The sequence below is a fragment of the Macrococcus equi genome (genome assembly GCF_047426745.1).
GTDB classification, from domain to species: domain Bacteria; phylum Bacillota; class Bacilli; order Staphylococcales; family Staphylococcaceae; genus Macrococcoides; species Macrococcoides equi.
Genome location: NZ_CP179732.1, coordinates 62203 through 87718 on the forward strand (window position 1 = coordinate 62203; position 25516 = coordinate 87718).

Sequence of the window (25516 nt, forward strand, 5' to 3'; positions counted from 1 at the left end):
CCTAACGTCTCCTCTTCCAAATTTGTCGTTGAATTCTACCTAATTTAGAATTAGCTAGGTTGTTGTATAATTGTTCAACTCGCTCTTTACGTTCTTCAGATTTATAAATCTGTTCTGTTAATGAAATATTTTCATTTATTAATTTCTGCATGATACTTCTTGATGTTTCTCTTTCTTCATCAAATAACCCAAGCAAGTTATTGATTAAACTTGTATTTACATCCAAATTAGGTTTATGGAACTCAACTGACGTAATATTGAATCCGTGTATATGTTCTACTTTAGTGTAATAATACTTATTGAAATGTTGAAAGCGAACCAAATCAAGTTCCGGAAAGACCATCATGATGGTAATAGGTTCATCGCTAAAGTCAACATACTGGCTAAACTGTGATTTTAAATCTGAATCTTTATAACATACATCTGTCGTTAAATCTTTAGCAATGAGCGCTTCATTCATCTTATAGCCATACAGTATGTCATCTTCATAAACAAAACCAATAAACTGCGACTTTTTATAAAGACCCAATGCTATCTTACCTTCTACTTCCAATGCTACACGTGCAGAAAAGGTCCCAGTGTTAAAGAACAATTGATAATCACGTTTAGCGTTTATTTTTTTATTTAATGGAACTACTTCAAAGTGCTCTAAATTTACTTTGACATTCATCGGATCAATACTTGTTAACAGTATAGATGATTTAATTTTTATCCATCCTCTGAGCTCACCATTTTGTTCAATCAAGCCCCAAATCTTGCCATCAATTTTTTCAGTAGTAATAACTTTTATGACCTTTTGATTAAGCTCACTTAAAACACCGATCGCTTCAGATTTATCATCAACTGCAACAATCAAATCATCTTCATTTTCCTGACATAAAATATAGAATGACAAGTCTCTTGACGCATATAATTCTAAAAGTTCCATTATTTATTCTCCTTGTTTTATAAGTTCAATTAAAGCTTTAATATTATTATCCCAAACGAGATGCTTTGTTGTATAGTCTAAACATTGGTCACAATAGTTCTGATATTTATGTTGCTCACTTTTAAATGTCTGTATACTTGTTATGATTTCATCAACTGATGCCTTTTCCTTCGCATATCCAAGCTGATTGTTATTAATCATATCTCTTGCATCATTTCCAATGTTAGTAACGACTGGGACACCTAAACTAATCGAGTCTATTATTTTGCCGGGCAGAATGTTCATAAAAATATCATCTTCAATTAGAAGTGAGAGTGATACATGTCGTGCTTTCATAAATTTAAGACATTCTAATCTAGGCAATACATTGTAGATGGTCACATATTCAAGATTTAAACTTTTCACTTTATCTTTAAATTCATTGGCATGCAGTCCATAAACAATAGCATCAAATTTAATTTCCAGTTCATTCAATCTTTGTGCAATATCAATTAATTCATCAGAATTTTGTGCAAACCCTAGATTACCGGAATAGAATACTGTAAAATCTTTAACTTTATCCACTTGGACAGCCTCTATTTCATCTTTATTTATACTGTTTGGTAGATATAACATGTTCTTTTGTTTATTCTTGATTTTTTTTAATATGTGATTTTTAAAACCTCGATGGTTGTATATAATTTTAGAACTCTTGTTGTACATGTAACGTTCTAAATAATTTAGCACTGGACGGAAGATATTGATCCATTTGACGCCTAAAGCATATATGCTATCTGGCCATAAATCTCTAATATCGATAATAATTTCTGATTTAATTCGTTTTTTAAGAGGCGTTACAGCAAGCGGCATAAATATATTAGGACTTGTTACAATAATTGTGTCATAGTTTTGGTGATTTTTCCTAATAAAATGATAAGTATGCTTCATAATTTCCACATAGTAAATAATTCGTTTAATATGTGAACGCGATTGTTTATCAAGAAGTGTTTTAATTCTTATAACCTGTTTATTATGGTCATTGATAAAATCATCATTCCAATATTCATCTGACTTATACATCGTAGCATTGGGATAAGATGGTTCAGAGGTAAGTACGTCCGACTTGATTCCGTGTTTATTTAATAAAGTAAAAATATTTTTATAACGGTTTGCGCCGCTCCCTATTTCAGGATAAAAGTTTTGAGTAACTAGTAATACTCGGTGCATAGGATAACTCCATTCATTTTATGATCATCATTTATATTTACATAGTCTGCAATATTATTTCTATTATAACAATTAATATGCCATTTTTATAACATTTCATTAAAGTTGTCACCTAAAAAATAATAACCCGTAAATATAATTTACGGGTAAATTGCTATAATTTCTTGTATACTTCTAATAATTTTTTCTGTTCATTATCCCAGTTATAGATTTTTTTGATTTCTTTACATTTCTCACTATATTGACTTCGTAACTTTTCATCTGTAACTAATGTGTTTACAGCATGTGCTATTTGATTAACGTCGTGACTATCAACAGAAATCCCGACACCTTGTTCAACTACTGCTTTCACTTCAGGAAAATTACAGCTTACAACCGGTACATGTGCCATGATATATTCAAACAATTTATTGGAACTAGCAGAATAATGGTTAAAACAAATATTCTGTAACACCTGAAAACCTAAATAAGCTTGTTTAGTATAAGATGGTAATGCTTTAAAGTGGACTTTTTCAACGAATTTAATACGGTCACTTACTGGACTATTTGCTGCCATTTCTTTAAGCTTTTTCTCAAGCTTACCAGCACCTAAAAATACTAATGTTCCTTCTTTAACTTGAGGCATCATCTCTATCAATAATTCCAGACCTCTACCCTTCTGTAGTCCACCTTGATATAATAATATTTTCTCATCTTTGGGCAATCCTAATTCAGCATGTAAATCAACATCTGGTTTCTCTTCGATGTCATACAACTCAGAATAATTATATAGCGTATTCGGATAAAAACCGTATAATTCTTCATTTTTCTTGGCACGCGTATGATTTTCAACAATCATTTCATCTACAAATTTAATCATAAAAGATTCAAATAACTTGATGGTTTTAGGATTATAACCTGTTCTTGAAGTTTGAACCTCATGTGAATCGTACACCAATTTTTTAGGCTTTAATCTGAATTTAGAGCATATAATGCCTTGTGGCAGTGTATTTAAATCATTGGAATGATATATATCGGAATTATCTTTGTATCCTTTAAATATCATTCGACCGATAATCGCAGCATTCACAATATTTTTACGTACTTTTCTTAATTTTATGCTTAAGGCCATCATTAATAAAAGGGATGCAAAGTAAATCAATAACATCAAGTTAAAATAAAGTAAAGTCACACCTATTATGGTGCTCACTGTACCTACTTTAATTAAAAAGCTATTTTTATCCTTTTGATAAGCAGTGATAAATGATGGGTATCTTTGTACACGTGACACATTAAAATTTTCATTAATTCTTTCTTCTTTTAAAACAGAATCATCTTTAGGATCATCAATTGCTATTAAATGTACATCATAATCATTTTGAGATAATGTAGTACATTCACGGTTAACACGTGCATCATTGGTAAAATGATTCCATACAAACATCGTTACTTTTTTCAATTTTTACACCTACTTAATCTTTTCATGCATATATAACATTTATAATACACTAATTTATTAATAATAAAAGGGATTAGATATACATTCTAATCCCTAAAATCAACTTATTCTATTGGTCTAATCTTTCTGCTTTCTTCTTTGCAATTTTTTCAGCTTTCGCTTCTTTTAAATATGGAAAAACATCTCTAAAAATATAATTTGCAAAAGTTGATGAATAAGTATTAGTTAAGTGATGGCTATCTCGAACTAAAATCACATTACCTTGTACAGGATAGCAATACTTTCCTTTATTACAAATTAAATTTGTATAATCAACAAATTTAACATCAGGCTGTAACTTTAGTCTATTTATCCACGCTGCTTTTTGTGGAATATGAGACTTAGGAATAGCACATTGTATAGATTTTCTTCCGTATTTCTTCAAACATTCCGGTACATTGACTCTGAAATATGGCGTATCTCTAATTGCGAACACTTTCATTCCATTATCTGTTATTTCCTTGAATTTTTCGTATATTCCTGGATCCTGATTATAACCTTTTAAAGTTGTATTAGCTTTTGATAGCACAACTTCAGGTTTATATTTTGCTATAACTTTAACAATTTGTTTATTCCAGACGTTACAACTAGGATAGTTTTCAACTTTTGAAGTTGTTAATAGACAACCACTTTTAGTTGCATAAACAATTCTAACCTCATTCTTTTCCGCGTATTTTTTCACTGCTGCCAACCAATGGGCTGAGTGGGAATCTCCTATTATAGCTAATGTATATTTAAACCCTTTAACTTTTCCGTACTTACATACTTTTTTGGTAATTGTTTTCTCATTTCCTGCATGACAGCCATCTATAAAACCTTGGTCTCGATCATTATATGCTTGTGTAGTTGTGGGTTTAAATGATTTATAAGGATACCATTTCATACTATTCTCAAAAACACCTGGATGAGTTTTCAAATTAACTTCGGTGGCCTGAACATTATCTCCAAGGAAAGTATTAAATAAAAAAGTGATGATAATTAATAGATAGGCTATCTTTTTCATTTTATCCTCCTTAAAATAAATACATACATTTCCATTATAATGTAAATTGTAAAAAATTAAAGAAAATATTTAAAAATTACATCATTAAAAATAGCAAAAAAAAGCAGAAAACTTATATATTAAGTTTCTGCTTTATAATAAATTAAATATATAAAAATTGTAAAAAAGTTGCAGCAGCTGCTCCAATACTTAAAATTATCAATGCAATAATATTTTTATAATCCAAATCTTCTTTTTCATTTTCACCTGTAAACCCTAGTTGCTGTTTTTCAATCATTTCTCTTTTATATTCATTTTGTTCTTCTTTAGTCTTTTTTCTAAACCCCCTTACAAACCTTGTGTAATTATTTATGACAGTTGTCGTATTACCATATTCAACCATTTCACCATAACTCAACCACAATGCCTTATCACAAAATTTTTTAATTTGTGGAGTAGAATGTGAAACAAAGAATATTGTTTTACCTTGCTTTTGAAAATCTTTCATTCTTTCTATACATTTATTTGAGAAAGTCTCATCTCCCACACTTAGTGCTTCATCAACTATAAGAACATCAGGTTCTGTGTGAATAGCTATTGCAAATCCCAAACGTGATCTCATACCGCTTGAATATGATTTAATAGGCTGATATATAAACTTATCTAGTTCAGAAAATGCGACTATATCATCAAAACGGTCATTAATTTGTTGTTCGCTTAATCCGTGCATTAAACACTTCATTCGTATATTTTCTTCACCCGTTAAATCATTATTTAAACCAGCAGATATAGCAATCAAAGAACTTCTACCATTAATTTCAACGCTTCCAGTAGTGGGTTGAGTAATTTCAGCTATTAAATTACTTAATGTTGATTTTCCTGATCCGTTCAGACCAATTATTCCAACGGATTCTCCCTCATTAACCGTAAAACTTACATCTCTTAATGCATAATAAGGTTTCAATATATTTTTCTTCTTAAAGCTGAATAATGAAAGAATCTTATCTTTTTTATTTGTATTTAAGTCATATACTTTAGAAACATTTTTAACAATAACTTTTTCCATAATTTATCATTCCATTTTTTTATTTTTATAAATAATCTACAAGCTTATTTCTAAACTTGTAATGAACCTGACTTCCAATAAACAATAATAATAAACAAATCATCCAATAATACAAGTGATCGTGCCAACTACCATATATATTTACATGATCACGTATAAATGCGACTCTATATGTACCTATCAAGTAACCAAAGGGATTAAAAGCATTTATTTTAACCATTATAGGCGTAGCATTTTCAATAGCCCAGAAGATTGGAGTAACAAAAAAGGCCATTCTCATTAAATTCTGCAAAATATTATTAGTATCTCTCACAATAATAACTAATGTACTCATTATCAGAGATACTCCAAAAATTAAAGCATAACTTGCAATGACAAAGTAGAAAAACCATAAATAGTGCCAAACTGGAACCAAATGGTAGTACACAGATAATAAAAATAAAATACTTGACGTAACTACGAGATTTATCAATGTATTGGTAAAAGATATAGATAATAATATACTGGACGGAAACTTCATTTTAGTAACCAGTCCAAGTCGTTGATAAATTGCTAGTGATCCACCAATAATAGACTGGGAAATAAACATCCAAGGAAATAATCCACTTATAAGATGTATGATAAACGGTACACCAATGACATCATGTCTTACACCACGTAATCCTAAACCAAATACTATATAATATAATCCAACTTGCATTAGAGGCTGGAGAATATTCCAAAACACTCCAAGATAATGATTAGAATATTTACTTTTGATGTTATAGATAGCAAGTTTTCTAATTAAATGTATGTGTCTAATTTGCTCTTTAATTATATTTAGTAGTTCTTTCAAAAGTAATAACTCCTTTTTCTCGGTTATCAAACAATATGATTACTCAATTTATTAACTTTCTTTATATGTATCATTTAATTTACAACACTTTAATTTTATTTACAATGATTTTCACTATTCCGTAAAGAGCTAAAGCGACAGTATTGCACAAAAATTTTATGTGTGTTTCTAAAACAAAAATTAATTGGTATAATTATGTAAATAGTATCCATTATTATTTATATCGAACAAGAAGTAATTTAATATTTATTGTTATTTTACATAAATAGCTATATAATTTAATAGTTTATTAATCTAATTATAAAGGAGCATATAATGAATAGAACACTTAAAATAATTTTAATCCTGCTCTCATTAAGTTTAGCAATCATTCCTGTGTCCTACGCAGCATATCTATATTCTACTACGAAAGGTGCAATCGACTTATCTTTCAGTAAAAATAATGATAAATCTAGTCTAAGAGATAAAGCAGTAGATCCTTCAATGGATCACATCTCTATATTATTTCTTGGTATCGATGACAGTATTTCGCGTCGAGAGAATGGGCAGAAAGCATCTCAGGCACGTACAGATGCTATGATACTTGCAACCTTTGATCGCAGTAATAAGCAAATCAGACTTGTAAGTATCCCGCGTGATACACTTGCCTATATTCCTTCAGTAAAGCAATACGATAAGATTACTCATGCCCATGCAGAAGGCGGCCCTGAAAGTTCAATGCAAGCTGTTGAAAATATCTTCAATGTTCCAGTTGACTATTATGCACGTGTCAATATGCAGGCATTTGTTGATATCGTTGATGAACTCGGTGGTATTGAATTTAACGTACCTTTTGATATTGATGAGCCGACTAAATTAGATAAAGGTCGTATTAAAGTTAAGAAAGGCAAACAGCTTATAAACGGAGACGAAGCTTTAGCATTAGTTAGAAGTAGACACGTCGATACTGACTTAGGACGTGGTAAGAGACAAATGCAGATGATTGAAGCAATTGTTAAAAAAGCCAAAGATACAAATTCACTTTCAAAATTAGATGACCTTGTAGAAATCGTTGGTAATAATGCTAAGCATAATCTAACTTTTGATAACATTACTTCGCTTGCATCTTATTACACATCAAATGATGTAGAATTTAAACAAATGCAGTTAAAAGGTACAAACTATATGTATAATGGTGTTTATTATTACAATCCTGTATTCGATCACATTTATAAAATCACTAAGCTATTAAGAAAAGACCTTCAGCTTCCTGAAGTAAAGAAATCTTCTTTATTAGATTATAAAGTGCTTGCACTAAAAGGTAATTTAATTCCTTTAGAGAAAATGGATATAAAAGAAATTGAAAAAGCATACAAAGAACTTATAAAAGATAAGAAGCAAAAAAAGAAAGAGAAAAAGAAAGACACAAGTGAGCAGAAAGTAAATAAAACAGAAAGTACTACAATTGAACAACATAACTATTCAGTTGAAACACCGCAAAGAAGTACTGAAACTGTTCAACCAACACAACCGACTCAACCAATTGAGCGACCGGTACAAACAGAAGCACCAGTTATTCAGACACCTAGATACAGTGCACCTGTTGAGCCAGTATATCCACAAAATACTACGCAAACAAACAATCAATATTCGAGACCGACACCTGAAACAACAGCATTACCAAGTACTGAGGCTGTAATTCAACAATAAATAGGAGTGAGTCGTTATCGCTACAAGAAAAACATATGAAAAGTATGAACAAATAAATAAAATGTTCGACAGAATGTCAGAAATAATTGAATCACCTGCAGATTATGAAATTTTGAGAAAAAATTTCTTTTATCTCGATGAATTTCATCAACAAAACTATGAAGCGCTATTGATATATTATGCTGACGCAGCTAAAAATCCACTTATGGACGGCGCATGTTATATACTTGCAATACCAGAAATTTTTAATCAGATTAATATTTTTGAATATGAGGTACCATTAGACTTTGTTTTTGAGGGAGATACGTTAAGTGAAACATTTGTTAATCTTGATGTTGTATATCAATATTTAATCGCTGTAGTGTTAGAAGTGTCAGATGTAAAAATCTTCACACCATCTGGCTATACGATGGGAATGACACATTGGAATCTAACTGTAATGAAATTATTTTGGCAGTATACAGCCATTATAAAAATGTATAACTAAATAAAATAATAAACCACCATCTTTTCGATATATAAATTGATGGTGGTTTTATTATGGAATCGAAGGTATTTATTTTTGAATTGATAAATTTACTTTATGAATTTATTGTTTCATATATTAAAGTAATATTACAATTCAGTGCTTTTATATACTTCATACTTTTTTCTCATTATAATAGAAGAGAATGAAATGATGAAATAAATCGAGAAAGGAAGTACACATGGATAATAAATTTTATTACAAGACACCTGCTTTAATGTTAATGATGTTTGCCGGAACAACAGCCGTGGCTAATGCCGCAGAAAATGAGGTAGCAGACCCTCAAACTATACAAGATACTTCTAATGAAACAACTAATAATATTAATAACACTAAACAAGACTCAACTACTACTCAGCCCTATAATGTCGTGGCTACTAATGATCTTTCAAATACACAATCACTTACAGAACAATATTCTTTATCTCAAGTAAATAATACTGCTAAACAAACTGCAAACACTACAACTGCTGAAGCTCCAACATCTGAAAATGTGTCACCTAAAGCGGTAACTACTGAAGAAGCACAGACTACTGAAAATGCAACTGCTAAAACATCAACAGCTGAAAATGCAACAAGTGAAGCAGTATCTACTGAAATACCGACTACTGAAACTGTTACTTCTGAAGAACCAACAGTTGAAAATGTAACTACTGAATCAGCAACTACTGAATCAGCAACTACTGAATCAGCAACTACTGAAGTACCGACTACTGAACCTACAACTGTAGAAGCTCCAACAACTGAAAACGGAAATACTGAGACAGCTACTTTAGCAACTACAAATGATAGTCAAGCTATTGCGCCTAGAACTTATGCACGTAGTAATATTCAACCTACAGAAACACCGAAAGCTATTACTAGTACTAAAAAAGTACGTACCTTAGGCGCACAAACTACAAATAAGAATTACGTTACTATGTCAGTTAATGAAGTCATTAAATACAATAACTGGTCAGTACCAGTCTACGAAAAAAGTTTCTTCGACTCACCAAAAATTGCGTATCGCAATGGGGTAGCTAAACCTGAAGGTATCGTTGCTCACGAAACAGCCAACCCTACTTCAACAATTGATGGTGAAATCGCTTATATGAAACGCAATTATACAAATGCTTTCGTTCATGCATTCATCGATGACAAACGTATTGTAGAAGTTGCCGATACCGATTATATTTCTTGGGGAGCTGGACCTGTAGCGAACCCTCGTTATATAAATGTTGAGTTAGTACGTGTTAATGGTAAAGAAGCATTCAGTCGTTCTATCAACAACTATGCTGATTATTTTGCCACAAACCTTTTATATTACGGGTTACCTTTAGATAATGCACATTATGATGGTAATGGTACGGTATGGAATCATAAAGGGGTTTCAAATTTCTTAGGTGGCACAGATCATACGGATCCTATCGGATGGTTCCATCAAAACGGATATACTTTTGATGAATTCTACAATCTTGTGGCTGAAAAATACAATTACAAATTAAACGGTACTGTACCAGCAACACCTGCACCAGCACCTGGTAACACACCACCTAAAACTCAAACACCTACACCTGGTAAAATTGTAACATCTAGTGAAAAACGTATTGCAAAAATTAAATGGCAAAATGCAAATGTTTATACATCTGTTGCGAATGCTCCGACTTCAAAAGCTGGTGCAAAATCAAATACAGCATATTATGTAAATAAAAAAGCTGTATTTAATGGCGAGACTTTTTATGCATTAACTGATAATAACAATATCCCAAGAGGATGGGTAAAAGCTAAAGATACAAAATCATTTTCAATTACGCCTGAATCTCAAACATCTAAAGTATTCACTATTAAGAATACAGCTAAAAGTATCTATACTACTCCTTGGGGTAGCTCAAAACAAATCGTTGGAAGCTTAAAACCACTTGCGGGTAAAGATTTTAAAGCGTCAAAACACGTCAAAGTTGGTAAAACTTCATATTACTTCGGTACAGTAAATGCATTAACAGGTTGGATTAATTTAAATCAAATTACGGTAAAAACAGCACCTAAAGCTAAAACACCAGTAAAAGTTACAGATATTAAAAAAGTTAACTTAATCGGTCGTACAGATGCGAAAAATACAGTATTATATACTGATATTAATTCAACGAAAAAAGCTGTCACAAAACCAGTTGATATGCAATTGTATATCAATCAGGAAGCTAAGAAAAACAACCAAAAATATTACGCAGTTTCAGACCCTAAAAATAAGTTTTTAGGATGGATTAACGACTTATTTATCAAAGAAAAGCAATACCAGACTGTTTCTTGGACAAAAGCTTCTTATACAATTAAAAAGCCTTATGGCTATATTTATACAATTCCAGGTGGATCAAAAGCACAACGTCTTAAAAAGTTAAGTACGTTACCAAATCGCACAATACAAGTCATTAGAACTGATAAAGTAGGAAATACTTTATGGCATAAAGTACTGTTATCAGATCACACTGTAGGATACGTACCAAATAGTTATTTATTCACACAAAATATTACACGTTTAAAAGCTCCTGAAAGTTTAGATATTGCTGTTGCAAAACAATCAAAATTGAAAAATTCTGCAACTAATTCAGGACCAAAAGTGGTCTTTTCTACACCTGAACGTTCATATAATGAACGATTAGCTGCAGATTCTGAAATTAAAGTTAAAATGAATACGAAAAATGCTATGAGTGATCCGGAATTAAAATATCAATTTTTAGATTTAGGGCAGTCAGAAGGTATTTCAGCGAAGCAACTGAATAAACTTTTAGTTGGTAAAGGCGTTTTAGAAAATCAGGGTGCTGCCTTTGCTGCTGCGGCAAAACAATTTAAAATTAACGAAATCTATTTAATTGCACATGCATTATTAGAATCAGGGCATGGTACTAGCAGACTTTCAAACGGTCTTGGCATCAACGCTGATAATACACGTATTATCGATAATGCATCTAAAAAGTACTATAATATGTATGGAACAAAGGCTACAGATAATAATGTTGAATTAGGTGGCATCACTTATGCAAAACAAAACGGATGGGATTCTGCATCAAAAGCAATTATTGGTGGTGCAAAATACGTACGTGAAGCATATATTGATCGCGGTCAACGTACATTACATCAAATGAGATGGAACCCTGAAAATACTGCCACACATCAATATGCTACTGATATAAACTGGGCAGTCCACAATGCAAAAATAATTGCAAGATTATATAAAACAATTGGTATTGATGGACTTAACTACATCGTTCATGAATATATTTAAAAATGAAACCCTCAAACACATTAGGTTTGAGGGTTTCATTGCATTAGTTTATGGATATAGAGTATTAATGGCAAAATGCTTATGGAATCAATTGAAACAATTAAAAACGAAATGGATCTCTAAGTGCAAAAGAATGATAAATTTTTTCTAACAGTTGAATAAGTTCTTCAGATTCTTTAGAATTGAGTTCGCGCATAAAGCTCCGTACAACTTTAGCTTTAATTTCTTCAGCGCGTTCCAATGCTTTTTCACCTTGTTCAGTCGCAATAAGTACAGTTGATCTTAAATCATAGATACTTTGTTCTTTTTTAATAAACCCATTATCCACCAATTTTTTTATTGCTCTGGAAACAGCGGTTTGTTCTTTATTAAGTTTATAGATGAGTTTCTTTTGTGTCATATTTTCTTCTGCTACAATAAGCTCAAGCATATATATTTGTTCACGTGTTAGTGTAACATCAGTTAATTCTGCGGATGCTATTTCATCAATTTTAGAGTCCATAAAGTAAATTAATTGTCCAAATCTTTTAAGGCGTTTTTCATCCATTTTTTTGTCTCCCAACTTTATTGTTATATAGATTATAAACCCAAAAATTTAGTTTATCAACGACATATAATATTTTAATAAAAAATTGTGGGCTATTTATATTTTATAATAACATATTTGATAAATTGATATTCATAATTTTTCGCATTTTTTTACATATTATTTTATTTATATTTCTTATTAAGGAGTTTCTTATGACCAAAGAACGTGATCATTACTTTGATAATGCCAGATTTTTTCTAATTGTTTTAGTAGTATTCGGACATCTGCTCCGCTCATTTATTAGTGAGAGCCACTTTTTACAAGCTCTCTATATGTTCATATATAGTTTTCACATGCCTGCGTTTGTGTTAATCTCAGGTTATTTTGCAAAAGGTATTCATAAACCAGGCTACATTCTGAAAGTTACTAAGAAACTATTATTACCATATATAATTTTTCAAAGTTTCTATGCTTTTTATTATTATTTTATTGACGATGTAAATACGATAGATTTAAATCCATTTGATCCACAATGGGCAATGTGGTTCTTATTAAGCTTATTTTCATGGCAAATCCTATTATTTTTTATTAAAGATTTTAATCCAATCATCACTATTACTGCTGCATTTTTAGTCGGCATAGCAGTTGGATACTTTGATTTTATAAACAATACATTAAGTTTATCCCGTACTTTTGTATTTTTTCCGTTATTTTTAATCGGATACTATGCACAACCTGATCAGTTTAAATATGTAAGAAATAAGCGTTTCGTTCCCCTATCAATTTTTATGTTATGTATAGTATTTATATTTTACTTACTTACAGACTTTAACTTCGAGTGGTTGTTTGGCAGTAAGCCTTATGTCAAGCTTGAGCATTCTGCTTCTGATATATATAGTGGTGTAAAAAGAGCTATTATTTACTGCATTATATTAGTAAGTACAATTAGCTTTCTCAACATTGTTCCAAATCGCAAATTACCACTGACTTATATAGGTTCCAGAACAATGTTCATCTATTTATTACACGGACTATTTATCGGATTATTCAGAGCGAACAGCTGGGATAAATATTTTAATGATCATATAGCATCAATATTAATATTTATGATTCTCGTAACAATTTTTCTCGTCTACACTCTGAGTATGAATGCTACGAAAAAATTAGCCTCACCAGTTGTGGAATTAAAAAAACCTCAATAGAGGTTTTTTAATTATGTAAAATTATTATGAATAACATTTATTTAATATTTTTTATTTGTGAAAAAATATGTATAATTGTTAATAGAGAGCTCAAATATGTCTGAAAGAAATATAATTTCATATTGCTTATCAATATTTTGTTTAAAGGAGATTTGCAATGCGTTCACTTTGGCAAACACCAGAAGATAGATTAAACCTACTTAAAGAACTCGTAAAACAAGACAGCATCACTAATACCGATGGTGAAGTCAATTTTCCATTTTATATAAAACAGACGTTAAAACAATTAGAATATTTTAATAAACATGAGTCACATATCAGATTCATTGAAACATACGATCATAAAAATGCAGTTGCGGCGATGTATCGATCCCATGATACAGACGACACCATCATTTTAATGAGTCATTATGATACTGTTGATACGAATGACTTTGGTCCTTTTCAATCAAGTGCTTTCGATTGTGATGCCTTAAATCAGGCATATCATGAAAATTTAGAGAGCTTCAGCGATTTTGAACAAGCAGATATTGAATCAAATAAATATTTATTTGGCCGCGGAGTTATGGATATGAAATCCGGACTAATGATGCACATAAGTTTACTTGAAAAAGCTATCAATGAATCATGGCCTCTTAATATCATTCTGTTAACCGTGCCAGATGAGGAAGTAAATTCATCTGGAATGAGAAGCGCCGTTACTGAATTATCCAAGTTTATCGAACAGGAAAATTTAAATTTATTGCTAATCATGAACGGTGAACCCGCATTCAGTCAATTTCCTAATGATGAACAGTATTATATCTATACTGGAAGTATCGGAAAAATAATGCCTTCCGTTTTTGTCTATGGAAAAGAAACTCACGTCGGTGAACCTTTAAAAGGCCTGAGTGCAAACTATCTAATCAGTCGAATTAATTCAGAAATCGAATATAATCCATTACTTACAGAACAATATAAAGATGAATTTACACCATTACCGGTGAGTTTATATATGAAAGATTTAAAGGATGAATATAATGTCCAAACACCTTTTATGGCTGTAAGCTATTATAATGTATTTTTATTTGAACAAAGTTCTGCGCAAGTATTTAAACAATTTAATTCAATCGTTAAACAAACGGTTGATGCATGTACAAATGATTTACAATTGGTTTTTGATGACTTACCATCTATAAAAGTTATCACTTATGAAAACCTCATGCAAAATATGATTGAAAAACACGGACAATCCGTTATTGAAAAAATTATTGAGGAGACAAACATAAGTGATGAACGATTATATGCACAGGAAGTTATTCAACAGTTACTGTTGTTAGACAATAGCAATGATTATACAGTCGTTACATATTTAAATCCTCCCTATTATCCATCTGTAAATAGCGGACAACAAAAACTAATTAAATCTATTTCTAAATATGCTATCAAACAGATGAAAAAACAATTTAATCGAGAGACACAGAAGATATATTATTTTAATGGCATCTCTGATCTAAGCTATGTAAATTATACTCACGAAGCTTCCGATGAACACATTTACAGTTCAAATACACCTGGTTTTGGACATACTTATGACATTCCTTTTGATGCAATGAAAAAATTAAAAGCTCCAGTCATCAATATTGGAGCTTTTGGTAAAGATGCACATCAACTCACTGAACGTATTGATATTAAAAGTGTGTCAGAAGAAGTGCCTTATGTATTAAATAAAATATTCCATAAATTTTTTATCGATAAATAATTAATATGCTTTTAAACGGTGACTCATATGAAGTTGCCGTTTTATTAATTTTGCCTGTACATCTGCAAGATATAATGCTTTCTGATGCTGTTTTTGAACAAATGAAACATTTTGCGGTACCTCAATTAGGCTACCATTGATAAAATATATTGTCGTCTGATGTTTATTACCTTCAAAATGATAGATTGATTTGTAGTTTAAAAATAATTGAAAGTGCGCGTTACTTTGATGGACAGGATAATACATCCATTCTAAAGTAGGTTCAATTATAACTGGTAAGTGATGCGTATAACCTGTCAGTACTTTAGCTGATTGACGACGGGTTCTAATGTTACTACCAAAGTATATTAATGTTTGATCAATTAATTTCTCAGGTCGCACATTAACGCAACGTAAATCTCCCTCAAGCGGATATATTTCAGTTCTTCCACCTGCCGATGGATGCTGGTATATGCACATATCCGTAACGCATAAAGATAAATTTAACATAATATCACCTCAAATCAAATTTCACACTCCACCAATATTATACGTTTTATCACATCAAAACTCTTATTTTTAATCATTTTTAAATCATAATTCCACATTTTTTTTACAAATAAACGATTATTATTATTTTTGTTAACTTTTAGTTAACACAACAACGTATTATTATTGACTCATCCGGAAATAAACTGAATATCTAGATATTCCGAATGAGGAATTAATGTTTAATGATACTAAAGAAAAATATGACAAAATGATTTATCACTTTATTCACAAATATAAACTCACTTATGATTTAGATGAATATTATCAACTTGCGCTTATCAAATTGTGGGAACTTGAAACACACTATGATTCACTTAAAACGCCTAATAAAGATCAGTATATCTACACGAAACTCAATTTCTTTTTTATTGATGAAATCAGAAAGTTAGCTAAAAGAACAGAAAGATATATTGCCACTGAAGATCACTTGATAGCACAACAATCTATATGCTATGACGCTTATGAACAATTAAATATTGAAGCATTCAAAAATGAATTAACATCAAATGAATATAACTGGCTTATACTTGCAATACATGGCTATAAAATGAAAGAAATTGCGGACTTTATGAATGTCAGTGTTTCTATGATAAAACGCTATAAGAAAAATGCACAACGTAAAATTAAAAAGTTAATTTGAGAAATATTAAATTTGGATTTTCATAGAGAATTTCTACACATAAATCGAAAATTATTAGTATTCAATAGCAAGCAAATTTAGTATAATAGCAATTAGCATGTTTTTTAAGGAGGAAAATTGATGGCAGCAAAAGTTGGAGATATCATTGAATTTCACGAAGGTAAACAAGGCATCGTTGAAAAAGTAAACGAAAACTCAGTCATTGTAGATTGTACAATTATGGAGGATTTTGAAAAACTAGAAATTCCGGAAAAGACCGTTATTAATCATAAACGCTATACTATTGTCACTGAGGCTTAAATGATGCAGTATCTTAAAAAGCCTGTCGCCGGTTTTTTACTACTATTTGGGATTATTCATATTATTTTATTTATTATGCATTCTGAACATCAAGTCTTCTGGCATATTTATACCGGCTTAATGTTACTTACCTCAATTGGTTATATTTATTATGAGCGTAATATCAATTCGAGACGCTTAGTGGATTCTTTTATTACTGGTATTGTCGTCGCCCTTGCTATCGTAATTCTTCATACTTTATTATCGATTGTCTTTAATGACCTTCATTATTACAATCTAATGAAGAAGATGATACATTTGGGTGTATACGTGAAGTGGCAACTCGTTATCACGCTAGTAATATCAATCCCATTACAAGAACTATTTATGCGCAATATGCTTCAAAATTATTTGAATGAAAATTTTAATCGCTATATCGCCTCATTAATCGTCAGTCTTTGTGCTACTAGCTTATTTATGTATGTAGTTAGCTTACCTGTGTTATTCAGTATATTTATAACGCAATTTATATTAGCTTTAAGTTATTATCATACGAAAAGATTAATCACACCTATTACAGGACAGATTTTAGCTATAATTATTTTCATGCTTATACATCGCTAAATAGATGACACTATAGAAAGCAAAGCTACTTATCATAATAGATGAGTAGCTTTGCTTTTTTAAATGCAATATATTAAATCAAAACGGTATTATAAATTTTTATGATGCATATATTCCTTCTCATCATAATACATCATCTCTTTTAATAAAAAATCTTCCTGGTATCTTGTAATATCCACATACTCATGCGTACTTCCTACTAATTCATATGAATTCGTACGTTCTTTAAAGGTGAGCTGTATATGGACAACAGACGTTGCTTCTGGAACATGAATCATTTCTGTAAGATCATGCATAACCGCTTCATTGTGCTCACTTGTGGTAATCAAAATATGTATACCTTCTGTACATAGGACATTTTCATTTGTACATAAATCATCAATCGATCCATTATGCAGTGCGATTACAAAATCAGGATTTTCCTTATCGTACATATATCTCACCCATGTTTTTAAACTTTGCATCGGGTTTGATACTATGATTTCTTCTGCATCAATAACACTCTCTTCGGATAGTGCTATTATACCGATCTTTATCCCTTTATAATGATGAATCACATAGGGTGTATTGAAATAAGGTTCCTTAGTCGCGACATTTAGTATGTTACATGATAAAAATGGAAATTCACTCATTGCATGTGCTCTGCTAAAATATTTGAAACCTAAACTTAAATCATTACAGCTTATATTTGTCGCATTAAACTTTAGCATATCCATAACTGTAATCAATGGAATACGCTTATATTCTTTAAGTGAAGCATAATACTCACTGATTGCGGAACCAGTAAGAAACGGCCCGTTATTAAGTAAGATGGCATGTCCACTTTGTCTGGCTAATTTAATATAAGTAGAAAATTTATAAATATTAAATTTATTATTTTCAAGAAACATCGCACCATTAATGTTATTTGTTGTTATAATATGTATATTAGTTAAACCTTTTTTCACGCCGTTCACCTCTTTATTAATTATAGCATTAATAGGCAATATGTCTTTACTACGGAGAAATATATGACGAATCTTAAAAATTATATCGCGTTAAATATTATATTAACTATTATTTTTATGGCAATATTCTGGTTTATACTTGCTCATAATGAAGCGACTCATCTAAGAGACGATTTACAGCAATCAATGCGCATTCATACTGAGCAAGTGGATGCATTTTTTAGTGAAACTATTGCGGCTGTTGAAAATGTTGCTACTACAGTAACTTATGAGCATAATACGGAAAACGTCAACAAAAAAATTCAAGTAATGAAAAGCCGTGATCAGCGTATTATCAATATTTATGTACTAGACCATCATGCAAAAGTAATTAATTCAAATTCAGAAGCAATGATTGGAAAAACCATTGAATCTATGGACTTTTTCAATAACATTGAAAATCGTACTTTTAATAATGTTGCAATTAGTAAAGTCAGAAAAAATATGATGAATAAAAATATTGTTTATATTACAAAAAATATCAACGATTCTAAGGGAAATCTTATTGTTGCTGAAGTGGATATCAACACTATCGGTACAGTAATAGATTCTTTACAAAAAGATATTACGGTAACTATATCCGATTTTAATAACCATATTATTTTTCAGTCCAATCATCCTATTTTCACCAATATCAAAGACTCTCAAAAATTCTTAAAAGTTGACTGGAACTTAACAATCAACTCTAATAAAAATGTCTACCTCGAAGTTTTTCAAAAAGTAATACTAGCGAGTTTAGTTTTTTCTCTGTTGATTGCAACATTACAATTATTCTATCGTATCTATATTGCCCAGAAAGAGAATGAAGTATTACTGGCCGATATAAATTCTCAGAAAAAAGAACTGATTGGTCAGTTAGCAGCTAATACAGCTCACGAAATTAAAAACCCACTAACCTCTATAAAAGGCTTTGTAGACTTACTAGAAATGCAATATGATCCTAAAAAAGAAAACAAATACTTCTATATCGTTAAAACAGAATTAGAACGCATTAATTCAATCGTCGGACAATTTTTACTACTGGGAAAACCAACAAAATTGGATGTAGAAATAGTTGATTTAAGAGAAATTGTCCGTGAGACAATTGCATTTTTAGAATATGACTTAAGTATGAATAATATTCGTACGATAAAAAGTTATACGGATCATCAGACACTAGTACATGTAGCCAACGATCAATTCAAACAGATTATTATCAATATTATTCAGAATGCAAAAGATGCAATCGAAGATCAGAAACAGGGGATTATTGAAATAAAAGTAGATCATACCGATTCAGAGGCAATACTTTCAATACGCGACAATGGTTGTGGGATGGATGACGATATCCTAAAACAATTATTTAATCCGTTCTTTACTACTAAAAGTAATGGTACGGGACTAGGAATACCCGTATCAAAGAGTATCATCGATGCGAATAACGGAGAAATAGAAGTTATCAGCAAAGTGGATGTAGGCACAACTTTTATTATTAAACTACCCTTAGTCTCAATCCCATCTGAGTATGATCAGATGAATATGCAACATAAAGTAAATTAAAAGAAGTCCGTACTTAATCAAATGATTAAGTACGGACTTCTTCTTTGCTTCCAGTTTGCCTGAACCTGAACGCATTTCAGACTGCCTCTTATCCTATCATGATTCTTTCTTTTGGGTATCTAAATTTATCTGGTTCTGCTTTTCCACCTAGCATAATAATAAATGATATCAATCCTACACGTCCGATAAACATTAGTGCCATAATAACTAATTTACTGATACTTGAAAGTTCTCCTGTTATACCTAATGACAAACCACATGTTCCAAAGGCACTCATGACTTCAAAGAAAATATCCAGTAAATCAAACTTACCATTTTCAAATAGAAGAATAATAAGTAATCCTGTGAAACAAATAATCGTTGCAAGCACCATTACTGCAAAGGTTCTCTGAATGTCAATTGGATGGATTTCCTTATTGAATACTTTTATCGTTGTTCTACCGTTACTATAGTTTATTAAGAATAAAATCAGAATAGCAAAGGTTGTCGTTCGTATACCTCCACCTACTGAACTTGGACTTGATCCGATAAACATCAGTCCACCCATAAAAAAGCGTGATGCTTCTGACAGCTGGTTCAAATCAATTGTCGTTAAACCGGCACTTCTCGTTGAGGATGACTGAAATAATGCATAAAAGAATCCTTTATGCCACGGAATATTTTTAAATGCATGATTAAATTCAAATAAATAAATGGTTACTGTTCCGATAATATGTAGTAAAAAATACGTTGTGATCGTTAGTTTAGCAAAAAGACTAAATCTAAAATTCGGTATCTTATTTGTTAAATATGTTTTTATTTCTATGATCACTGGAAAACCTATCGCTCCTAATATAATTAGAAACATTGTAATCGTTTGAACAAAATAATCATCAGCATAACTATTTAAAGAATCACCGGTAATATCTAATCCTCCATTTGTTGTGGCAGAGATTGATGCGAACAATCCGTTGAATAAGGCTTCTTTTAATGAGCCCATATCTTTATAAAAGTAAAATGTTAAAAATAGTGCTCCGACCGCTTCAATAAATAACATTGACTTTACGATTTCAAGAATCATCGTCACTACACCAGACATTTTATCCTGATTGTGATCGACCATAATCAATTGCCTTTCACGTATTCCTATTTTTTTACCGATAATCACCCAGAGTAATGTACCCATAGCCATCACACCTATACCGCCGAGATTAAGAATCAGCAGGATGATACACTGGCCAAATGTTGAATATGTATCAGCAATTGAAACAGGAGATAATCCAGTAACACTCACGCCAGATACAGCGACGAATAAAGAATCAATATAACTAATTTCAACATGTGGTTTGTGTACATAAGGTATGCGTAGTAATAAAAAAGAAATGAAAATCGCTACAAGATAATAAAGGACAATACCTTGCTGAGGTGTTAACTTTTGAAATAACTTGTTCATCGCATTCACTTCTTTCATAAATCTATAGAGAATTTAAAGCTTTATTTTTACGTGTTTTTCAACACCATTTCTTTCAATTAAGACATCAATTGTATCACCAATTTTTTTGTCATTAAATAATATTTTTCTAAAATGTATTTTGGATTCGACTTTTACATCATCGATTTGCTTAATCACATCTCCAATCATCAATCCACTCTCTTGCGCTTTTGATTTAGGTTCAAATGCAATAACCTTTACTCCATCTTGATTAGTTGGTGAATTTGGATCATCCGGGTTACTAGGTGTTCCAATATTTTCTATCATAATACCCACTTTTGGTCGAGCTATACTGCCTTTTGTTTCAAGTATTTTTAGTTCTTTTTTAATTTCTTTTGCCGGAATACTAAAAGCTATACCTTCTACACCTGGCATAGAAATTTTCATAGTATTTAGACCTATCATTTTACCTTGCGTATTTAGTAACGGTCCTCCAGAATTCCCCGGATTGATAGCTGCATCCGTTTGTAATACATTCATTTCCCAGTCATAAATTTCATCACCATCAATATCAACAGGGACACTGCGTGACAAACCTGAAATAACACCAGTTGATACACTACCTGCTAACATTTTACCAAGCGGACTCCCCATTGCAATGACGGGTTGCCCTGGTACAAGCTTACTACCATCCATCTCAATAACACTGTTGAGATGACCTTTAGGGATTGTAAGTACTGCCATATCTGTCCATACATCATAACCAATCATTTTAGCTTTTTCTTTTTGATTATCATAAGAGACTTCAATTGCATTTGCGTTACCTACAACATGATAATTCGTAAGAATATAAGCCTGATTTTTTTCGATCTTATAGATTACTCCTGAACCAATTCCAGCTTCCTCTGGCGCCTTAGATGCACTTTCAGGATTCATTGCATCGGTATTTTCAGCCTTTTGTAAATTCGTTACACTTACAATATTGTTCATATTTTTCTTTATCGCATTTTCTACTGTTAGGGGGGATTGGGCTAATTTTTCTTTTGCCGGCTTATTAAATAAGCTCATTAACAACATGCCAATTAATATACCAATCAGCATACCCATTAGTAATTTAGGGAGTACAGCAAGAAGACTGTTTTTGCTTGGCTTGTTTCTTTTGTCAGTTCTATTATCTTCACCTGAAGTGAGTGATGAAGTATCTGATATGGGCTCATCAGTAAATTCGTTTGTTTTAACAGATTTATTTTCAACATCATCTTGATATTCCTGCTCAATACCTTTATCTATTTGAGCGTCATTTATATCTATTTCATTTTTAGTATTCGTTGCTTCAATTTGATTGATATTTTTATCATCAACTGCTGACTTTTCAGTCTGAATAACATCATCAGCCATGTCCGCATCAATATCTTCTCTTTGGATATCAACTGGTGGAATCACATCAATCTGATTATCTTTTTTATGTAAATAAGGATAAATCGGTCTTATTTTCTGTTCATCAAAAAAAAGTCTTTTTGGACGTTTATAATTTCTCTTTCTAATCACAATCTTACGTTTAAATTGCATAATTTCCTCCATAAAAAAACTTAATGTATCTATTATAATATAGATACATTAAGTTTTATATGAAATATCAGAAATTTTTATGGATTAGCCTGCTTTTTCTTACCACCAAACCAGCCTACCGCAAGGATGCCTAATAGAACACCCCAAAACGTAATTTGCCATGGTAATCCATGCGGGAAATTATGTGGTAATATATGAATCGATTCATGCGCTAACACCATCACAACTAATTTAATACCTACCCATCCAACAATAGCAAATGCTGCAGCTTCTAATGTAGGATTATCGTGTAATAATTTAACAAACCACGTTGCAGCAAATCTCATAATGATTACACCGAGCATACCACCTGTAAACATTACCAGAAACTGTCCTAGATTCATTCCACCAAACTGCGGACCAACTTCCGGTAAAGTAATAGCGATAGCGATTGCAGCAAGCATAGAATCAATCGCAAAAGCGATGTCTGCAAATTCTACTTTAGCAACAGTCATCCAGAATCCGCTACCTTTTTTACTATACTTTTCTAGCTCTGCTTCTTCAGCTTCACTCGTTGCATCGCCGGTTGTAAAATATTCATAAAGATTCTTAATCGACATAAATAGCAGATAAGCAGCTCCGAGTGCCTGAATTTGCCAGAATTTTGCTAAATATGCGATAGCAAATAATGAAGCGAAACGGAATATAAATGCACCTACTAATCCGTAAAATAGCGCTTTTTTTCTTTGTTCTTCCGGTAGATGCTTAACCATTACAGCCATTACAATGGCGTTATCTGCAGCTAGTAATCCTTCTAATACAACAAGAACGATGACCACCCAAGCATAGGTTATTAATATCGACATATCCATAATCTCACTCCAATAAGATGATTTAATACCATACTTTAAGTATTATAAGCGAAATACACAACTAAGTTGTGTATTTTGCTTAAAGTAAACTATATAATTTTATTTCCGGAAACTTATCCAGGAACCAACGTGTCGCAAACTCATTTTCAAATAAGAAGACTTTATTTCCAAAACGATCATCCACTAAAATTGATCGACTTCCGTTCATACTATCTTTAATATCTTCTTCGTTTTCAATCCAGCGGGCAATTTTTCTTCCCACAGGTTCCATAATAACATCAACATTATATTCATTATTCATACGATGTTCGAATACTTCAAATTGTAATTGTCCGACTGCACCTAAAATAATTTGGTTAGTGTGCAATGTACGATATAACTGTATCGCACCTTCCTGAACCAACTGCTCTATACCTTTATGGAAATGCTTTTGCTTCAACACATTTTTCGGACTGACCTTCATAAAGATTTCAGGGGTAAACTGTGGTAATTTTTCAAACTTAAACTTCTGATTACCTCCGACAAGTGTATCCCCAATCTGGAAGTTTCCTGAATCATAAAGACCGATAATGTCACCACTGACTGCATGATTAACTGTTTTAGTATCATCAGCCATAAATGATGTTGATCGGGAAATCTTCATTTTCTTATCTGTACGTGTCAGTTTAACATCCATACCACGCTCGAACGCTCCACTTACAACGCGCATAAAAGCAATTCTATCGCGATGCTGTGGATTCATATTCGCTTGAATCTTAAAGATAAATCCAGAGAAACTTTCATCAAATGGTGAAACTTCCTCACCTTCCTCAGTTTTTCGTCCGCTTGGCATCGGCGCATGGTCAACATAAGCATTCAAGAAATTTTGTACACCGAAGTTAGCAAGTGCCGAGCCAAAGAATACCGGTGTTAAATCTCCTGTGAGTAATTTATCATTATCAAAGTCTTCACCTGCTCCGTCAACAAGCATCAATTCTTCAACTGCTTGTTCAAAAGCAGAGTCATTTGTAATAGGATGTTCTTCTACCAATTCATAGTCTTCATTCAGATGAAGTACATTTTCTTCATCACGAAAAGGTTCAATCGTTTTATCTTTACGATCTATAATCCCAAAGAAAGATTGTCCCATACCGATTGGCCAGTTCATTGGATACGTTTCAATTTCCAGTGTTTTTTCTATTTCTTCTAACAGTTCAAATGGTTCTTTACCAACGCGATCTAGCTTGTTGATGAAAGTAAAGATTGGTATACCACGCATCTTACATACTTTAAATAATTTTAATGTCTGTGGCTCAATTCCTTTCGCACAGTCTATTACCATTACAGCACTATCTACGGCCATTAATGTGCGGTACGTATCTTCAGAAAAGTCTTCGTGTCCTGGAGTATCTAAGATGTTAATCTTAAAATTATCATAATCAAATTGCATTACAGAACTTGTTACAGAAATTCCACGTTCTTTTTCCACATCCATCCAGTCACTTGTTGCAAACTTTCCAGTCTTCTTACCCTTTACAGTCCCCGCTTCACGAATGGCACCACCAAATAATAATAATTTTTCAGTTAATGTAGTTTTTCCGGCATCCGGGTGAGAGATAATAGCAAACGTTTTTCTTATTTCTACTTCTTGTTTTAATGTCATAATT

22 protein-coding genes are annotated in these 25516 nt (G+C 31.7%); 9 read left to right on the forward strand and 13 right to left on the reverse strand.

Going from position 1 to position 25516, the window contains the following annotated elements; genetic code table 11:
• Position 1: 1 nt before the first annotated feature.
• The 6 genes from ACMGE6_RS00315 to ACMGE6_RS00340 all read right to left on the reverse strand — a co-directional run bounded on the left by ACMGE6_RS00315 (position 2) and on the right by ACMGE6_RS00340 (position 6494).
• On the reverse strand, positions 2-928 hold the full coding sequence (locus ACMGE6_RS00315; RefSeq protein ID WP_414054038.1) for a hypothetical protein: 927 nt from the start codon (positions 926-928) through the stop codon (positions 2-4).
• A gap of 3 nt (positions 929-931) precedes the next feature.
• Entirely contained in the window at positions 932-2134 is a 1203-nt protein-coding gene (locus ACMGE6_RS00320; protein WP_414054039.1) for a glycosyltransferase family 4 protein, read from the reverse strand.
• A gap of 154 nt (positions 2135-2288) precedes the next feature.
• Entirely contained in the window at positions 2289-3572 is a 1284-nt protein-coding gene (locus ACMGE6_RS00325; RefSeq protein ID WP_414054040.1) for a glycosyltransferase, read from the reverse strand.
• 109 nt (positions 3573-3681) lie between these two features.
• Positions 3682-4614, reverse strand: a complete 933-nt coding sequence (locus ACMGE6_RS00330; RefSeq protein ID WP_414054041.1) for an SGNH hydrolase domain-containing protein — start codon at positions 4612-4614, stop codon at positions 3682-3684.
• A gap of 142 nt (positions 4615-4756) precedes the next feature.
• Positions 4757-5659, reverse strand: a complete 903-nt coding sequence (locus ACMGE6_RS00335; RefSeq protein WP_414054042.1) for an ABC transporter ATP-binding protein — start codon at positions 5657-5659, stop codon at positions 4757-4759.
• A 25-nt stretch (positions 5660-5684) separates the two neighbouring features.
• Positions 5685-6494 carry an ABC transporter permease gene (locus tag ACMGE6_RS00340; protein ID WP_414054043.1) on the reverse strand — a complete coding sequence of 270 codons (810 nt, stop codon included), beginning with the start codon at positions 6492-6494 and terminating at the stop codon, positions 5685-5687.
• A 315-nt stretch (positions 6495-6809) separates the two neighbouring features.
• Between ACMGE6_RS00340 and ACMGE6_RS00345 the strand changes: the two genes are divergently transcribed.
• From ACMGE6_RS00345 to ACMGE6_RS00355, 3 genes are all read left to right on the forward strand, one after another.
• The gene (locus tag ACMGE6_RS00345) at positions 6810-8183 is read left to right on the forward strand and encodes an LCP family protein (RefSeq protein WP_414054044.1); all 1374 of its coding nucleotides are present in this window, start codon (positions 6810-6812) and stop codon (positions 8181-8183) included.
• Positions 8184-8199: 16 nt separating this feature from the next.
• Positions 8200-8670, forward strand: a complete 471-nt coding sequence (locus ACMGE6_RS00350) for a DUF2538 family protein (RefSeq protein WP_414054865.1) — start codon at positions 8200-8202, stop codon at positions 8668-8670.
• 220 nt (positions 8671-8890) lie between these two features.
• Positions 8891-11968, forward strand: a complete 3078-nt coding sequence (locus tag ACMGE6_RS00355) for an N-acetylmuramoyl-L-alanine amidase (RefSeq protein ID WP_414054045.1) — start codon at positions 8891-8893, stop codon at positions 11966-11968.
• A 100-nt stretch (positions 11969-12068) separates the two neighbouring features.
• Here ACMGE6_RS00355 and ACMGE6_RS00360 read toward each other — a convergent pair whose 3' ends face one another.
• Entirely contained in the window at positions 12069-12515 is a 447-nt protein-coding gene (locus ACMGE6_RS00360) for a MarR family winged helix-turn-helix transcriptional regulator (protein ID WP_414044597.1), read from the reverse strand.
• Positions 12516-12709: 194 nt separating this feature from the next.
• Between ACMGE6_RS00360 and ACMGE6_RS00365 the strand changes: the two genes are divergently transcribed.
• Together ACMGE6_RS00365 and ACMGE6_RS00370 are read left to right on the forward strand one after the other, a co-directional pair.
• Positions 12710-13699 carry an acyltransferase family protein gene (locus tag ACMGE6_RS00365; RefSeq protein WP_414054046.1) on the forward strand — a complete coding sequence of 330 codons (990 nt, stop codon included), beginning with the start codon at positions 12710-12712 and terminating at the stop codon, positions 13697-13699.
• 157 nt (positions 13700-13856) lie between these two features.
• Entirely contained in the window at positions 13857-15440 is a 1584-nt protein-coding gene (locus ACMGE6_RS00370) for a M20/M25/M40 family metallo-hydrolase (RefSeq protein WP_414054047.1), read from the forward strand.
• On the opposite strand, the gene ACMGE6_RS00375 is transcribed toward ACMGE6_RS00370, so the two are convergent.
• Positions 15441-15929, reverse strand: coding sequence for a competence protein ComK (locus ACMGE6_RS00375; RefSeq protein ID WP_414054048.1), 489 nt, complete (start codon positions 15927-15929; stop codon positions 15441-15443). It lies immediately after the preceding gene.
• Between the two features lie 217 nt (positions 15930-16146).
• Here ACMGE6_RS00375 and ACMGE6_RS00380 point away from each other — a divergent pair, with 217 nt between their 5' ends.
• The 3 genes from ACMGE6_RS00380 to ACMGE6_RS00390 all read left to right on the forward strand — a co-directional run bounded on the left by ACMGE6_RS00380 (position 16147) and on the right by ACMGE6_RS00390 (position 17514).
• On the forward strand, positions 16147-16611 hold the full coding sequence (locus ACMGE6_RS00380; RefSeq protein ID WP_414054049.1) for a sigma-70 family RNA polymerase sigma factor: 465 nt from the start codon (positions 16147-16149) through the stop codon (positions 16609-16611).
• Positions 16612-16728: 117 nt separating this feature from the next.
• Positions 16729-16911 (forward strand): YkvS family protein, encoded by a 183-nt coding sequence (locus ACMGE6_RS00385; protein WP_414044602.1) that lies wholly within the window; start codon positions 16729-16731, stop codon positions 16909-16911.
• A 3-nt stretch (positions 16912-16914) separates the two neighbouring features.
• Complete coding sequence (locus ACMGE6_RS00390) at positions 16915-17514, forward strand: CPBP family glutamic-type intramembrane protease (protein ID WP_414054050.1); 600 nt, start codon at positions 16915-16917, stop codon at positions 17512-17514.
• 89 nt (positions 17515-17603) lie between these two features.
• Here the strand turns inward: ACMGE6_RS00390 and ACMGE6_RS00395 are convergent, their stop codons facing one another.
• A complete protein-coding gene (locus ACMGE6_RS00395; RefSeq protein WP_414044604.1) occupies positions 17604-18461 on the reverse strand; it encodes a hypothetical protein in 858 nt (285 codons plus the stop codon).
• Between the two features lie 63 nt (positions 18462-18524).
• Between ACMGE6_RS00395 and ACMGE6_RS00400 the strand changes: the two genes are divergently transcribed.
• Positions 18525-20039, forward strand: coding sequence for an ATP-binding protein (locus ACMGE6_RS00400; protein WP_414054051.1), 1515 nt, complete (start codon positions 18525-18527; stop codon positions 20037-20039).
• 88 nt (positions 20040-20127) lie between these two features.
• On the opposite strand, the gene ACMGE6_RS00405 is transcribed toward ACMGE6_RS00400, so the two are convergent.
• The 4 genes from ACMGE6_RS00405 to ACMGE6_RS00420 all read right to left on the reverse strand — a co-directional run bounded on the left by ACMGE6_RS00405 (position 20128) and on the right by ACMGE6_RS00420 (position 25512).
• Positions 20128-21480, reverse strand: a complete 1353-nt coding sequence (locus ACMGE6_RS00405; RefSeq protein WP_414046804.1) for a TrkH family potassium uptake protein — start codon at positions 21478-21480, stop codon at positions 20128-20130.
• Positions 21481-21504: 24 nt separating this feature from the next.
• Positions 21505-23019 carry a S1C family serine protease gene (locus ACMGE6_RS00410; RefSeq protein WP_414054052.1) on the reverse strand — a complete coding sequence of 505 codons (1515 nt, stop codon included), beginning with the start codon at positions 23017-23019 and terminating at the stop codon, positions 21505-21507.
• A 77-nt stretch (positions 23020-23096) separates the two neighbouring features.
• Positions 23097-23870: a TerC family protein gene (locus ACMGE6_RS00415; protein WP_414054053.1), complete on the reverse strand. Its 774-nt coding sequence runs from the start codon at positions 23868-23870 to the stop codon at positions 23097-23099.
• A gap of 79 nt (positions 23871-23949) precedes the next feature.
• A complete protein-coding gene (locus tag ACMGE6_RS00420; RefSeq protein ID WP_414044609.1) occupies positions 23950-25512 on the reverse strand; it encodes a peptide chain release factor 3 in 1563 nt (520 codons plus the stop codon).
• Between the last annotated feature and the right edge of the window lie 4 nt (positions 25513-25516).

Bases quoted from the DNA above. Each gene is read 5' to 3' on its own strand.
- ACMGE6_RS00330 (WP_414054041.1), bottom strand. From the start codon at position 4,614: ATGAAAAAGATAGCCTATCTATTAATTATCATCACTTTTTTATTTAAT.
- ACMGE6_RS00360 (WP_414044597.1), bottom strand. From the start codon at position 12,515: ATGGATGAAAAACGCCTTAAAAGATTTGGACAATTAATTTACTTTATG.
- ACMGE6_RS00315 (WP_414054038.1), bottom strand. From the start codon at position 928: ATGGAACTTTTAGAATTATATGCGTCAAGAGACTTGTCATTCTATATT.
- ACMGE6_RS00400 (WP_414054051.1), top strand. From the start codon at position 18,525: ATGACGAATCTTAAAAATTATATCGCGTTAAATATTATATTAACTATT.
- ACMGE6_RS00375 (WP_414054048.1), bottom strand. From the start codon at position 15,929: ATGTTAAATTTATCTTTATGCGTTACGGATATGTGCATATACCAGCAT.
- ACMGE6_RS00420 (WP_414044609.1), bottom strand. From the start codon at position 25,512: ATGACATTAAAACAAGAAGTAGAAATAAGAAAAACGTTTGCTATTATC.
- ACMGE6_RS00380 (WP_414054049.1), top strand. From the start codon at position 16,147: ATGTTTAATGATACTAAAGAAAAATATGACAAAATGATTTATCACTTT.
- ACMGE6_RS00345 (WP_414054044.1), top strand. From the start codon at position 6,810: ATGAATAGAACACTTAAAATAATTTTAATCCTGCTCTCATTAAGTTTA.
- ACMGE6_RS00410 (WP_414054052.1), bottom strand. From the start codon at position 23,019: ATGCAATTTAAACGTAAGATTGTGATTAGAAAGAGAAATTATAAACGT.
- ACMGE6_RS00415 (WP_414054053.1), bottom strand. From the start codon at position 23,870: ATGGATATGTCGATATTAATAACCTATGCTTGGGTGGTCATCGTTCTT.
- ACMGE6_RS00370 (WP_414054047.1), top strand. From the start codon at position 13,857: ATGCGTTCACTTTGGCAAACACCAGAAGATAGATTAAACCTACTTAAA.
- ACMGE6_RS00390 (WP_414054050.1), top strand. From the start codon at position 16,915: ATGCAGTATCTTAAAAAGCCTGTCGCCGGTTTTTTACTACTATTTGGG.
- ACMGE6_RS00335 (WP_414054042.1), bottom strand. From the start codon at position 5,659: ATGGAAAAAGTTATTGTTAAAAATGTTTCTAAAGTATATGACTTAAAT.
- ACMGE6_RS00365 (WP_414054046.1), top strand. From the start codon at position 12,710: ATGACCAAAGAACGTGATCATTACTTTGATAATGCCAGATTTTTTCTA.
- ACMGE6_RS00355 (WP_414054045.1), top strand. From the start codon at position 8,891: ATGGATAATAAATTTTATTACAAGACACCTGCTTTAATGTTAATGATG.
- ACMGE6_RS00320 (WP_414054039.1), bottom strand. From the start codon at position 2,134: ATGCACCGAGTATTACTAGTTACTCAAAACTTTTATCCTGAAATAGGG.